The 13,783-nt window shown below is 68.2% G+C and carries 11 protein-coding genes and 1 pseudogene; 3 read left to right on the forward strand and 9 right to left on the reverse strand.

The window, feature by feature from the left end; genetic code table 11:
* Positions 1 to 575 precede the first annotated feature (575 nt).
* Entirely contained in the window at positions 576 to 1,448 is an 873-nt protein-coding gene (locus ABZ910_RS33605; protein WP_361372749.1) for a 3-hydroxyacyl-CoA dehydrogenase family protein, read from the forward strand.
* Positions 1,449 to 1,539: 91 nt separating this feature from the next.
* Positions 1,540 to 2,142, forward strand: a complete 603-nt coding sequence (locus ABZ910_RS33610) for a TetR/AcrR family transcriptional regulator (RefSeq protein ID WP_361372751.1) — start codon at positions 1,540 to 1,542, stop codon at positions 2,140 to 2,142.
* Between the two features lie 85 nt (positions 2,143 to 2,227).
* Here ABZ910_RS33610 and ABZ910_RS33615 read toward each other — a convergent pair whose 3' ends face one another.
* The 7 genes and pseudogenes from ABZ910_RS33615 to ABZ910_RS33645 form a co-directional block, all read right to left on the reverse strand.
* Positions 2,228 to 3,628, reverse strand: a complete 1,401-nt coding sequence (locus ABZ910_RS33615; RefSeq protein ID WP_361372801.1) for an NAD(P)/FAD-dependent oxidoreductase — start codon at positions 3,626 to 3,628, stop codon at positions 2,228 to 2,230.
* A 144-nt stretch (positions 3,629 to 3,772) separates the two neighbouring features.
* Positions 3,773 to 4,720, reverse strand: a pseudogene (gene cydB / locus ABZ910_RS33620) (cytochrome d ubiquinol oxidase subunit II); the annotation flags it as partial.
* 24 nt (positions 4,721 to 4,744) lie between these two features.
* Positions 4,745 to 6,328 (reverse strand): cytochrome ubiquinol oxidase subunit I, encoded by a 1,584-nt coding sequence (locus tag ABZ910_RS33625; protein ID WP_361372753.1) that lies wholly within the window; start codon positions 6,326 to 6,328, stop codon positions 4,745 to 4,747.
* 54 nt (positions 6,329 to 6,382) lie between these two features.
* Positions 6,383 to 7,423 (reverse strand): hypothetical protein, encoded by a 1,041-nt coding sequence (locus tag ABZ910_RS33630; protein WP_361372755.1) that lies wholly within the window; start codon positions 7,421 to 7,423, stop codon positions 6,383 to 6,385.
* 283 nt (positions 7,424 to 7,706) lie between these two features.
* Entirely contained in the window at positions 7,707 to 9,194 is a 1,488-nt protein-coding gene (locus tag ABZ910_RS33635; RefSeq protein WP_361372757.1) for a CoA transferase, read from the reverse strand.
* Positions 9,195 to 9,234: 40 nt separating this feature from the next.
* Positions 9,235 to 10,212, reverse strand: a complete 978-nt coding sequence (locus ABZ910_RS33640) for a 3-hydroxyacyl-CoA dehydrogenase NAD-binding domain-containing protein (RefSeq protein ID WP_361372759.1) — start codon at positions 10,210 to 10,212, stop codon at positions 9,235 to 9,237.
* Positions 10,213 to 10,291: 79 nt separating this feature from the next.
* Entirely contained in the window at positions 10,292 to 11,029 is a 738-nt protein-coding gene (locus tag ABZ910_RS33645) for an acetoacetate decarboxylase (RefSeq protein WP_361372761.1), read from the reverse strand.
* Positions 11,030 to 11,201: 172 nt separating this feature from the next.
* Between ABZ910_RS33645 and ABZ910_RS33650 the strand changes: the two genes are divergently transcribed.
* On the forward strand, positions 11,202 to 12,119 hold the full coding sequence (locus ABZ910_RS33650) for a LysR substrate-binding domain-containing protein (protein ID WP_361372763.1): 918 nt from the start codon (positions 11,202 to 11,204) through the stop codon (positions 12,117 to 12,119).
* A gap of 47 nt (positions 12,120 to 12,166) precedes the next feature.
* On the opposite strand, the gene ABZ910_RS33655 is transcribed toward ABZ910_RS33650, so the two are convergent.
* Together ABZ910_RS33655 and ABZ910_RS33660 are read right to left on the reverse strand one after the other, a co-directional pair.
* A complete protein-coding gene (locus ABZ910_RS33655) occupies positions 12,167 to 12,856 on the reverse strand; it encodes a PAS domain-containing protein (RefSeq protein ID WP_361372765.1) in 690 nt (229 codons plus the stop codon).
* A 191-nt stretch (positions 12,857 to 13,047) separates the two neighbouring features.
* A complete protein-coding gene (locus ABZ910_RS33660) occupies positions 13,048 to 13,680 on the reverse strand; it encodes a hypothetical protein (protein ID WP_361372767.1) in 633 nt (210 codons plus the stop codon).
* Positions 13,681 to 13,783: the final 103 nt, after the last annotated feature.

Here is a 13,783-nt window from a genome sequence, read left to right on the forward strand (position 1 = left end):
GCAGCTGGTCCTGGACGAGCACCGGGCCGCCGACACCCGCGGTCTCGCTGTTCTGGTTGTCGGCTACCGGAGCACCGGCCTCCGTCGTAAGCGGCACCCCGGCCTGTGGTCCGGACGTGTCTGCGTTTGCCATTGCTGCGTCCTTTCGCGCTGTGCTTCTGACCCTGAAAACGTTATGGGTGAATCGGCGCGAGTGGAATTATCGAGTCGCTAACAACGGTGTGACCGCAGCGGTCACTCCCGATTCGGGGATCGGTGGAATATCAGGGAGTGTAGGGGAAGGATTTACGGGGTTCCTGGGTAATTCAGGGGTGTTCGTCAATGCGCGGTTCTTGGAAATCGGAGAGTGGCCGACTCGGGAATACGGCGCCCGCGACCAACCGCACACCGTGCGCTGCAACGCGCCACCGTACTGCCGACCGGAGAGGGGGGCCGCACGCCGAGCCGACGGATGGGACCGGCATCGGATACAGTCTGTATCAGATACATGGTGTATCCGGATGGTGGTCCGCACGTCGGGGCCGCCCCGCGCGCCCTCCGCGGCACCACCTCCGCAGAGCCGGAAGAAGATGATCATGGCCTTCACGCCCCCCACGGACCCAGCCACCCGCCCGATCGCCATCCTCGGCGCCGGCACCCTCGGTCGTCGTATGGCCCTGATGTTCGCCACCCGCGGCGGCCAGGTCCGCATCTACGACCCCGCCGCTCAGGCCGGGCAGGACGCCTGCGCCTACGTCGAGCAGAACGTGGCCGAGGTCGCCGCCGGCGTCGAAGGCGGGACGCCGGGCGCAGTGACCGCTACCACGGACCTCGCCGAGGCCCTGGCCCGCGCCTGGCTGGTGGTCGAGGCGGTGCCCGAGCGCCTGGACCTGAAGAAGCAGATCTTCGGTGACCTGGACAAGATGGCGGACGCCGACGCGATCCTGGCGAGCAACTCCTCGTCGTACCCGACCAGCGAGTTCATCGACCACGTCACGCGTCCCGAGCGCGTGCTCAACATGCACTTCTACATGCCGCCCAAGCAGAACGCGGTGGACCTGATGTCGTGCGGCCACACCGACCGCGCCGTCCTCGACCTGCTCCTGCGGGAACTGCCGCACTACGGTGTCTTCCCCTTCGAGGCCCGCCGTGAGAGCACCGGTTTCATCTTCAACCGCATCTGGGCGGCCATCAAGCGCGAGGCCCTCTCCGTGGTCGCCGAAGGTGTCTCCACCCCGCAGGACGTCGACGCGATGTGGGCCGTCAACACCGGGATGAAGGGCGGCCCGTTCCGCGCCATGGACCAGGTCGGCCTGGACGTCGTCCTGGCCATCGAGGACCACTACGCGGCGAAGAACCCGAACCTGCCCACCGGTCCCCGCGAACTGCTGCATCGCTACGTCGACGCCGGGAACCTGGGTGTCAAGACCGGGCGCGGCTTCTACGACGACTACCGTCCCGCAGACTGATCACGGACGGCTCCTGGGCGTGGCCGCGGTCGCTTACGCTGACCGAGGCCACGCCCAGCCGCTTTGCACCCCCACGAAAGGGCCCCTCGACGTGCCGAAGTCACCGACCAAGCGCCGGCCTCTGACCCGCGCGGCCCTCACCGAGAGCGCCTGGGCCCTGTTCACGGAGAAGGGCTTCCACGCCACCTCGATCAGCGACATCGTCGAACGCGCGGGTCTGACCAGGGGTGCCTTCTACTCCAACTACCGTGACAAGGAAGAGCTCTTCCTCGCCCTGTACGACGTACACACCGACCGCATGCTGGCCGACCTCGAAAAGGCCACCGCCGAACCGGGCAAGCACCCGCTCGTCCAACTGCGCGAACGCATCGCCGGACGCACGCCGCAGGAGCGCCAGTGGTTCCTGGTCTCCATGGAGTTCACCCTGCACGCGGCCCGCAATCCGGTCGTCGCCGAGCAACTGGCCGTCCATGAGGACCGGCTCACCCAGGGGCTGACCGACGTGCTGACGTCGGCGCTCGCCCGGGGCGGAGCGCAGCCCGCCATCCCGGCCGAGGACTTGGCGCGCCTGCTCATCGCCCTGTTCGAGGGCCTCACCGCTCAGCAGTTGATCCACGGCCCCTCGCCTCGTATCGAGCACCTCATGCCCCACCTGCTCCACGTACTGAGCACACCGGCCGACCCCACGCCCTGACGGTCACCGTCATCTTGGGCCGGTACGGCGCCGAGCCATCCACCCGGACATACCGTGTGGATGGCTCGGCGCCGCTGTGTCTGGTTCAGACCGCGACGTCACGGTCGCTGCCGCCCGCGAGCGACAGGCGCCCCGTTTCGCTGCCGCTCCGCCGCAGCTTGGGTTCGACGAGGGCTGCGTCGACGAAGGCTTCCCGGGGGTGTGCCATCTCGGGCAGGCCGACGGTCTCGCGGCGCAGGAACATGGCGAGGGTCCAGTCGAGGAAGACGCGGATCTTGCGGTTGGGGGTGGGCATCATGGCGCCGTGGTAGAGGCGGTGGAACCACCAGGCGGGGCGGCCCTTGAGCTTGATCTTGCCGAACATGATGGCCACGCCCTTGTGCAGGCCGATGCTGGCGACCGCGCCGAGGTTGGCGTGCTTGTACTCCTTCTGCCGCCGGCCGCGGAGGCGGGCGATGATGTTGTCGCCGAGGACCTTGGCCTGGCGGTAGGCGTGCTGGGCGTTGGGCGGGCACCAGGCGCCGTCGCCCACGGCCAGGTCGGGCACCTGCGCGTTGTCACCGGCCGACCAGACGTGGTCGAAGCCCTGCACCTGCAGGGTGGCGGCGGTGTCGATGTGGCCGCGGGGGCCGAGAGGAAGGCCGAAGTCGGCGAGCAGCGGGCTCGGCTTGACGCCGGCCGTCCACACGATGGTGGAGGCGGGGGTCTCGACGCCGTTCTTCAGGATCACCTGCCGGTCCACGCAGGATTCCATCGAGGTCTCGAGATAGACCTCGATGCCGCGCTCCTCCAGCTTCTGCTTCGTCCACACCCCCAGGTCGGGTCCCATCTCGGGCAGGATGCGGTTCGCGGCCTCGACGAGGAGGAAGCGCATGTCGTCACGGCTGACGTTGCGGTAGTTCTCGGCCGCGGCGCGGGCCATGTCCTCGATCTCGCCGACGGCTTCCACTCCGGCGAAGCCACCGCCGACGAAGACGAAGGTCAGGGACTTGCGGCGGACCTCCGGGTCCGTGGTGGAGTCGGCCTTGTCGAGCTGCCACAGCACGTGGTTGCGCAGGGAGACGGCCTCCTCGACGGTCTTCAGACCGATGGCGTGCTCGGCGAGGCCGGGGATGGGGAACGTACGCGAGACGGAGCCGGTGGCCACGACCAGGTAGTCGAAATCCAGCTCGTACTCGTCGCCGGCCGCGGGAATGACGGTGGCGCTCTTGCGGGTGTGGTCGACGGCGACCACGTGCCCGGTGATCACCTCGGCCTTCTTAAGCGTGGGGCGCAGCGGGGCGACGAGGTTGCGGTCGGCGACGTTGCCGCCGGCGGCTTCTGGGAGGAAGGGCAGGTAGGTCATGTAGGAGCGGGGGTCGACGACCGTGACCGTGGCCTCGTTCCTGCGCAGCTTCTTCAGGACGCGCAGCGCGGTGTACAGGCCGGCGTAACCACCGCCGACTATCAGGATCCTGGGGGGCTTGGCGGCGTGGGAGGGGGACATGGTGAGTCCTTTCGGGGAAGAGTCGGCAGGCGCCTTCGCGCCGTACGGGTCGTGGGCAGGCAGATGGCCGGGAGAGGCCGTCTGCTGCGGGCGCGTGGCGCCGGGGATGTGCTGGACGCCGATGCGTCGGCGGAACACCCAGTAGGTGAAGGTCTGGTAGGCCATGACGAGGGGTGTCACGGCGAGCGCGACCCAGGTCATGATCGTCAGCGTGTAGTGGCCGGACGCCGCGTTGTCCACGGTCAGGCTCCACGAGGGCCTGAGGGTGGAGGGCATGACGTCGGGGAAGAGGGCGAGGAACAGCGCGGCGAACGAGGCTGCCACGCTCGTACCGGACAGGGCGAAGGCCCAGCCCTCCCGGCCGCGCGCATTCATCACGAGCGCCGCGGCCAGGGCGAGACCGGCGACCACCACGGTGGCCGCGCTGCGGTCGTCCCCGTGGTCGGCCTGGGTCCGGACGAGGAAGCCGAGGGCCAGTGCCAGTGCGGCCGGGCCCAGGGCGCGGGCCTGCTTCCGGGCCCGTTCACGGATGCTGCCGAGGGTCTTCAGGGTGGCGAACACCGCGCCGTGGAAGGTGAACAGGACCAGGGTGAAGGCGCCGCCCAGCAGGCCGTAGGGGTTCAGGAGGTCGCCCAGGTCACCGGCGTAGTTCTTGTCCGCGTCGATGGGCACGCCGCGAACCAGGTTCGCGAAGACGACTCCCCAGACGAACGCGGGGATCAGGGAGCACCAGAAGATGGCGTGTTCCCAGTTGCGCTGCCAGCGTTCCTCGCTGCGCTTGTGGCGGTACTCGAAGGCGACGCCGCGCACGATGAGGCAGACCAGGATGAGCAGGATGAGCAGGTAGAAGCCGCTGAGCAGGGTGGCGTACCAGTCGGGGAAGGCGGCGAAGGTGCCGCCGACGGCCGACAGCAGCCAGACCTCGTTGCCGTCCCAGACCGGGCCGATGGTGTTGATCAGGACCCGGCGTTCGGTGCGGTTCTTCGCCAGCGTCCCGGTCAGGACGCCGATGCCGAAGTCGAATCCCTCGAGGAAGAAGTAGCCGACCCACAGGAAGGCGATCAGTACGAACCAGAGGTCGTGAAGGCGCATGACTGCGTGTCTCCTTTCGGTAGGTCAGTAGGCGAAGGACAGAGGCTTGTCGGACTCGGCGTCCTCGGCGGAGTCCGGGCCGGGGCCGCTCCGGGGCCGAAGACTCGGATCCTGGGTCGGCGGGACCTCGGCGACGTCGGGTCCGGCCTTGGCGTACTTGGCCATGAGCCGGACCTCCACCACGGCGAGCACCGCGTACAGGGCGGTGAACACGCTCATGGACGTGACCACTTGGGCCGTGCTGACGCCGGGGGACACGCCGTCGGCGGTCTTCATGAGGCCGTTGACGACCCAGGGCTGACGGCCCATCTCGGTGAAGATCCAGCCGAAAGAGTTCGCGATCAGCGGGAAGCCCATCGTGAGGACGCCCAGCCGCCAGAACCAATTGGTCAGGAAGGGATTCAGCTCGCGCTCGGCCGTGAGCATCAGACGCGGCACCTGGTCGCCGTCGGTACGCGACCGCGGCGCCAGCCAACGCCGTTGACGGGTGAGCCACAGCCCGGCAAGGCCGAAGGCGAAGGACGCCATCCCGAACGTGATCATCAACCGGAAGGCCCAGAACGTCATGAAGATGTTGGGCATGTAGTCGCGCGGGACGCCGCCGTACAGCTTGGCCTCGTGCGCGGCGATGTCGTTGATGCCGGGCACGGCCTCGTGGAAGTTGTGGTGGGCGAGGAAGGAGAGCAGCCCGGGGATCTCCATCTCGACGCTGTTGCGGCCCTGGCCGACGTCGCCGACCGCGAACGCGGAGAAGGGCGCCGGGCTCCGGGTGTCCCACAGGGCTTCCGCGGAGGCCATCTTCATCGGCTGCTGTTCGAACATCACCTGGCCCAACTCGTCGCCGCTCAGGGCGGTGCCGAGGCCCGAGATCACCGCGAGGACCAGACCGACCCGCAGCGACGTCCGCATCGCCGAGATCTGCTTGGACCGCTTGGCGTCCGGCAGTTCACCCGCGTCCTGGGCACGCTTGGCCCGCCACAGATGGAAGCAGGAGATGCCGATCATGAAGGCGGCGCCGGTCAGGAAGGCCGCGGTGAGGGTGTGGGCGGCCACGACCAGCGTGGTGTGCTGGGTCAGGGCTTCCCAGACGTCGGTGAGGTGCGCCTTGCCCGTCTTTTCGTCGATCTTGTAGCCGACCGGGTGCTGCATCCAGGAGTTGGCCGCCAGGATGAAGTACCCGGAGAGCACGGTCCCGAGCGAGACGATCCAGATGCAGGCGCAGTGCAGCCGCTTGGGCAGCTTGTCCCAGCCGAAGATCCACAGGCCGATGAACGTGGACTCGAAGAAGAAGGCGATCAGCGCCTCCATCGCCAGCGGGGCACCGAAGACGTCACCGACGAACCGCGAGTAGTCGGACCAGTTCATGCCGAACTGGAACTCCTGGACGATGCCGGTGACGACGCCCATCGCGATGTTGATCAGGAAGAGCTTTCCCCAGAACTTCGTGGCGTGGAAGTACTTCTCCTTCCCCGTGCGCACCCAGGCCGTCTCCAGCCCTGCGGTGATCGCCGCCAGACTGATCGTCAGCGGGACGAAGAGAAAGTGGTAGACGGTGGTGATGCCGAACTGCCAGCGTGCGACGGTCTCCGGCGCCAGAGCCAGATTCATCGGAACACCACCTTGTGAACGTGAACACATTCACAATCTCTGCCCGAAAAAATGTCACTCAGCGAGAACGACAGATCGGTTGTCACTGGTCGGCCCGCCTTCCTGGTACGGCTCCCTGACTGCAGAGACCTCGGCGGACTGGGGAACGGGCTGGGGAAGCGGCTTGCGACGCCTCTCGACGAGGGCGGCCAGCAGCATCAGGGCGACCCCGGCGGCCAGCCACAGCCACAGGGTGAGGAGGTGGGAGCTGAGACCGTTGTCGTCGAAGTAGAGGATGCTGCGCGCGCCCTCGACGAATCCGGCGCCGTTCCAGAAGGAGTGCAGCGCTCCGTAGAAGCCGTTCTGCAACTGCGGTCCCATGAGGCCGCCGGCGCTGGTCAGGTTGAGCATGACGAACAGGCCCATCAGCACCAGCGGGGTCAGCTGTTTGAGGAAGGTCTGCAGTCCGAGACCGACGGCCACGACACCGGCGCTGTAGAGCAGGCACACGGCCCAGACGGACGCCTGGGAGTGGTCGACGACGTCGAAGACGGGGCCGGCGAGAAGGATCCCGATCCCGCTGATGGCGAGCGAGACTCCCAGGCCGAGTGCCGCGCGGACGTGCATGCCGAGCATGCCTGCCGCAGGGGCCATCGTGAGCACACTGATGTACGAGGAGACGGTGAGGGCGATCAGCAGGAAGAACAGGCCGCCGCCGTTGGGGTCCTCCTCGGCGGGCGGGGCGACGTCGGTGACCTTCAGGGGCACGTGCTGCTTGTCGGTGACGGTCTGAAAGACGGCGACGGTCGCATTCGCGGTGGCGTTCGAGTCGGCCTTGGCCACCAGAAGCTCGGGGTGGGACGAGGACGGGACCAACGCGCCGACGATGTCGCGGTCCATCAGACGTGCCTTGGCGGCATGCCGGGTGGGCACGGTGACGACGTCGAGGTGGTCCCCGCCCTTGTCCTTGATGGTCTGAGCCATGACCTTGGTCTTGGGCGACGTGCCCACGACCGCCACCCGCAGGTCGTTGGGCTCCGGGTGGTGAAAGGCGCTGATGTAGGTCAGGCCCAGCCCCAGGCACACCAGCACCGGACCGATCAGATGGACGGCCACGCGGATGATGGTGGAGCGCCGGCTCGGGGCAGCGTGGTGTATTCGTACGTGTTCTTTTTCAGGATGTGCAGTGGTCGGAGTGGCCATGGAAGGGCGGCTCCTTTCCGTGGATGCGTAAGAAGGCGGTGCCGACGGGAGAGCGAGATGCTCCCTCGGGCAGTCGCGGAAACCACCGTGTCCGGCTCCGTTGCCAGGGCCGGGCACAGTGGTGGCGGTGTGGGCGGCCCGGCCCGGTCGGCCCGTCAGGGGGTGTGCGCGGGCGGGAAGGCTGCCGGACGGAGGATCAGGCGGTGGGCAGCCATTCCGGGCGCTGGGAGCCGCGCGGGACGAGGATCTGCCGGTAGGCGCCGGGCGTGTCCGACATCTTCACCTGGTCGGTGATGCCCTGGTAGTGGCCGAGCGGGGTCTCGGCGGTGAAGACCTCGGGGTCCGGGTAGGCGTGCAGTTCGCCGGTGCCCGCGACCTGCTCGGCGTACGACTTGTCGAAGATGCCCAACGACAGGATCCACAGTGCGACGCGGGACAGGGAGACGTGGACGCGGTAGCTGCCGCCGTCCACCGCCCGGCGGCGCAGTGCCTCGGCGATGCCCGCCGTCATGAACCAGGAGACCAGGTAGTCGTTGACGACGGTGATGGGCGGCAGGGCCGGCGTGTCGCCGTCGCCCTCCAGGTGCAGCAGGCCGGTGAGCGCGCCCGCGGTCTGGTCGAAGCCGAGGTAGTTCTTCCACGGACCGGTCTGGCCGTTCAGCGACACCGTGGCGTAGATCAGGCCAGGGCGGCGGGCGATGGCCTCCTCCTCGGACATACCGATGCGGTCCAGGAAGCCCGGGCGGCGGTTGGCGTAGAAGACGTCGGCGCCTGCCTGGAGCTCGTGGATGCGGGCCAGGCCCTCCTGCGTGTACGGGCTCACCGTGGCGGAGCGCACGCCGACGCTCGTCGTGAGGTAGGTGACGTCGTGCTCCAGCTCGTAGGGCCGCCACAGGTTCAGCACGTCGGCGCCGTGCAGGGCCATGGCACGGCCGGCGCCGGCACCGGCGATGATGTGGCCCATGCCCAGGGCGCGCACGCCGTCGAACGGGGCGACGGGGTTGGCGGGCAGCGGCTCGGGGTCGCTGTCACCGACGCGGGTGATCTCCACCAGCGGCAGCTTGGACAGGACCTGCTTGTACTGCTCCTCCTCCAGGATCTCACTGGGCGTGCGCACCATCGGCATCACGCATCCGGCCTCAGCACCGGCCTGCTCCAGCTCCCGGGCGTTCCACTTCGAGATCGAGGCCGCGACGTGCTCGGGGACCTCGCCCACCCCGAGCAGCCGCTGCGCGGCGACCCTGATGTTCGGGTAGATGTTGAACGGCATCATCCAACGGTCGTCGGCGGTGCGGTAGAAGGAGTTGACGAACGCCTGGTTCTGCAGGGACGGGGTGCCGCCGACGTAGCCGTTGAGGAGCTCCCACTTCTGCTCGTAGAAGGGACACAGGCGGTGCGGGCCGACACGCAGGTCCATGTGGATGTCCTGGCCGCGTCCGGTGCGGTCCTTCCACAGGGCGGCGATCGCGGCGGACTTGGCGACCAGCGCGATGCCGGAGGCCGCACCGAGACGCAGGGTGCTGGGTACGACCGGGTCGGCACCCTCGAACGTGATGTCGCCGCCGGTGTCGCCCGGCTTCAGGCCGATGCCCGCGAGCACCTCGTTGGTCTCGGCGTGGACGTCGAACGCGTCGTCGGTGGCCGGCTTGTCGATGGCCTTCTTGATCTTGTCAGTGAGGTTCATGACTTTGTTTCTCTTACGTGTGGTGAGGTTCGGGGTGTGATCAGGCGCGGGTGTTGCCTGCGTCCGGGGTCTCGCCCAGGGCGCGCATGAGCGCGATCTGCGCGCGGTCGCGCTCGGCGGCGAGTTCCTCGACGGTCCCGTTGCCGAAGGCCTCGTCGGCCTGCTCGGTGAGAAGGGCGACGGTGGCGTCGTCGAAGGTGGGGTTGCCCAGGGCGGGCCACATGCTGGCTTCCATGGTGCGGCCGAGGTGTTCGATGAAGTGGGGCAGACCAGCCGGGCCGCCACCGAGGTGGAAGGTGCGGAAGGGGCCGGCGACGGCCCAGCGCATGCCGATGGAGGAGGTGACGATGTCGTCGAGCTCCTGCTCCGTCACCACGCCCTGCGCGACGAGGTACACGCACTCGCGGAAGATCGCGGACTGCAGGCGGTTGGCGACGAAGCCGGGGATCTCCTTGTGCAGGACCTGCGGCTTCTTGCCGAGCGCGGCGTAGAACGCGTTCGCCTGCTGGACGGTGGCCTCGGAGGTCTGCTTGCCGGGCACGATCTCCACCAGCGGCACCAGGTGCGGCGGGTTGAAGGGGTGGCCCACGATGAGTCGTTCGGGCTGCTGCATCGCCTCGGCGATGGCAGTCGCCGGGATGGTGGACGTGGAGGTGGCCAGCAACGCGTGCGCGGGCGCGTTCTGCTCGATGGTCTGCCAGATCTGCTGCTTGAGTTCCAGGCGCTCGGGGCCGTTCTCCTGGACGATGTCGACATCGGCGACGGCCTTGGCCAGGTCGGCCTCGAAGGAGAGCCCAGCGCTGAGGCTCTCGGTGGGGAGCCCGAGTTCGGCTAGGGCGGGAGCGATTTCGTCCAGGCCTGCGAGGACCAGGTCCTCGATGTCCTCACGAGGGTCGTTGATGACGACGTCGATACCGCGGGCGAGGAAGAGACCGGCCCAGGAGATGCCGATCACGCCGCCGCCGATGATCGCGGCACGCTTGTACTGAGCCGACACAGGCTCGGAAATGTGACTCATGATTTCGAATCCTTCGTAAAGAGGGTGCGCATGCGTCTTCCACGGGTGTCGAGGGGGAAGACCGAGTTGCCGCGTCGGCTCAGGCGGCGAGGTAGTCGTAGACCGGCTCGACCATGTTGAGGCTCAGGTCGGTGACGATGTGGCTGGCGCCCACGACCTCCAGGACCGGCAGGTCGGCGAGCGGCGCCATCACATGGGCGAACAGCTGGAGACGGGCCGGAGCGGTGTGGGCGCTCTTGACGGTGACATCGGTGATCTGCGTGCGGACCAGCTCACAGATACGGGGCGTGCCGTCGTAGTTCGGGACCGTCTTGACCATGAAGGTGGGGGAGCAGACCTCCGCGCGGGCCTCGTCCAGGTCCATGGCGTGGTGCTTGTAGCCCATGGTCGCGGTGGCCACGCGCAGCGTGCCGTAGTCGAGCGTGCCGACCAGGGTGTCGGAGTCGACGTAGAGGGAGGGGGCACCGAACTTCTTCGGGTACGCGCTGTACTCGCGGCCACTCGAGATCGCCGGGACGCTGTCGACGTACATCGCGAGGTTGAACTCGCCCTTCTCGCCCTCGTGCTCCACGGAGACGAGCTGGCCGGCCTCGGTGTAGTCGCCCAGCCCGGTGGTGTCGGGCATCCGCATGACCTCGAAGCGGACCACCGGGTCGGTGACCGTCAGCGGCTCGGGGACCAGACGGCGGAGTGCCTCGAGGTCGGTGCGGTAGTAGATGTTGAGGTACTCGCGATTGGTGAACCGGTACCGGGTGGGTGCGTAGGCCGGGGAGTCCACCGGGGTGGTGAAGAGCCGGGCGACATCCTGCTTGTGCATAGGGACCTCCAGGGAGAGGGCCATCGGCGGGGTGGATGGCCGGCCGCGGAAATCTCGCGGACCTCTCCCACATCGGATGTTTCTGGGGGGAAGGGCGCCTTTTGGTTCAGGTGAACGCCCAAGCCCCAGTGGACACCTCTCCACCCCTGTCCGTCCAATATATGGTGTGCTCATGAGCGATATGCTGGAAGATATTCAGCTGACAAAACGGCTGCTGGAGCAGTTCCTGGTGGTGGCCGGCGAGAAGCATTTCGGTCGCGCGGCCGAGCGTCTCGGCATGAGTCAGCCGCCGCTGAGTCAGTCGATCCAACGTCTCGAGCGTGGTCTGGGGGTCCGACTGTTCGAGCGTGGTCCGGGGGGTGTCGCTCTGACAGCGGCCGGCGAGGTGTTCGTCACGGACGCGCAGCGCCTCCTCGATTCCCAGTCCGCGGCCATCGAGCGGGTCAGGCGTGTCGCGAGCGGCCTGGAGGGCGATGTACGCGTGGGGTACGTGAGTGTCCTCAGCCACCACTACCTCCCCGGACTCCTCCGGGCGGCGGCCGAGGAACTGCCTGGTCTGCGCGTACATCTGCACCAGGAGCCCGCGGCCGCCCTCACCGAGATGGTCCGCGCCGGCACACTCGACCTGGCGTTCCTTCGTGACCCCTCCCGGCTTTCGGCCGACCTCGTCAGCCGGAACTTCGCGGTCGAGCGCATGGCCGCGGCGCTGCCACGCCACCATCCGCTGGCCGAAGCCGACGAGGTGAGCCTGGGCGACCTACGCGACGAAGACTTCGTCCTGCCGGACGCCACCGTATTGCCGGCTCTGGCTCATCAGGTTCAACTCGCCTGCCGAGAAGCGGGGTTCACCCCTCGCAGTCGCGCTGTCTCCGACGACCTGACCGGCCTGTTCAGCTATGTCGCATCCGGGTTGTGCGTCAGTCTTCTACCCGAAGCCCTCCGCGACTTTCATGTTCCCGAAGTCGCCTTCGTCTCCCTGCGCGGGACGTCGCCCTACCTGGAGACCTCCCTGGTCGCCGTCCATCACCCGGACGCCGACGCGGCCGTACTGAGCCTGCTGGAGCTGATCACCCGACGTGTGGCCGAGTGAACAACCTCAAAGGGCCTTGCCCAACAGGCGGATGGACGCCTGGACAGTCACTCGGTACCGGCAACGGTCGGCGGCCAGGCCTTGGGGTCCAGCACGCCCGTCACATAGGCCCGTGCCACAAGCGACGCTTTGCCTCGTACGCCCCAGCGCTGGGACAACTGCGTCAGGTGGTAGTTGACTCCGTCCACGGTCAGGCCGACCGCCTTGGCGATCCGCGCGGTCGTGTCGCCGGCCGCCGCCCCGGCGAGGATCCGCGCCTCGACCTCGTTGACGTGAGGGCGCTCGACCCCGTCTCCGGCGTTGCCGTGTGTGTGATCGCCCCCGATCCGCAGCAGCAGCATCAGTACCGGCGTGGCTCCGGGAGTGTCGCTGACCGGGTCCACGTCGATCTCGCCGTACCGCTCGGTGCCGTCCGCGGTGGTCCAGGTCACCTCGACCGGGTATCGGGACCTGCGGCGCAACCGGACCGCTTCCGCGATGGGATGGAGCCGGTCGGGTGTACGGGGGTGGAAGAAGTCCAAGGCGTTTCGCCCCTGCATCTGCCCCGACAGCATTCCCCATTCCGCGGCCATCGCCGGGTTCGCCAGGAGGATGACGCCGTCGGAATCGCAGAATGCGATCGGCAGCGACAGATGGTCGAGCAGAAGCATGACTCGGTTGCGCCAGGTGATGGCCTGCTGACGCCACGCCCGCGCGGCCGGGGAATCGTCCGGCGGCCCGCTCGCTTGGAGATCCATGTGATGTTCCTCAGGCAGTGTCGTCGACCGCGCGCGACGCATCCCGGCCGGCTCTGCAAGCCCGACACGTAGCAGCGCACTACACAACTATTGACCCGACAGCATGGTCCGGCCTTCGTCCAGCGGCCGCACGGCCAGGATGGCCGCGAACCCTTCGGTCCTTCCGTGCTTGACCAGTGCCCGTAGGGGCCTCAGCGATCGGCCACCGTCGTCGTGACCCGGGTGACCGCAGGCTTCCTCGGCACCGACCCGAAGCCGAACCGCACGGGCGGTTCGACGGGCGCCGTGGGGCCGAGGTCGTCGCCGTTCAGGACCGCCGACACGGTGCGGATCGGCCGCAGATCATGAGCCCCGTACCACTCACGGCGGCCCGCGCGGGCACTGCCACGGGTGCGCACGCCTGCCAGCAGCAAGCGGGCGGGGCCGTTCGTCAGTGTGGCCCACGCCGGGCGGCAGGCGAGCGCGGCCGGCACGGCATGCAGCAACAACCCCAGGGGTCCTCGGCGGCCGACGGTGAAGCGCAGTTCGAGCGGTCCCGCCACAACGGTCCAGGTGTCGTTCGCGAGGCTTACGTCGACCGGGACGACGCGTACCGTGTCGAAGATGTAGGTGGCGCCGATGAAGTCCGCCGTCCGTCGGGTGGGGGCGAGCAGCAGCCGTTCTCCATCGGGCCGTTCCAGCATCACATCGCTGAACGGCCCGAACGGCGACCGTGGCCAGTGGCCCACCACCAGGCGCGTCCCGGAAGCCGTGCCCATGCCCGCGATCCACCCGTCGAAGCGAAGCCGTGGGCGCCGCCTGGCCTCACCGAGCATCCGTCTCATCCACGTGCCTCCTTTCCGTCGGCGTGACAGATGGCGTGACCGTTGCTCTCCAGTCGTACCGGCCGAAGCGTTGGCGGCGGCGCTGATCGCGATGGTGTGCGGC

The sequence above is a fragment of the Streptomyces sp. NPDC046805 genome, assembly GCF_040645355.1.
Lineage (GTDB): Bacteria > Actinomycetota > Actinomycetes > Streptomycetales > Streptomycetaceae > Streptomyces.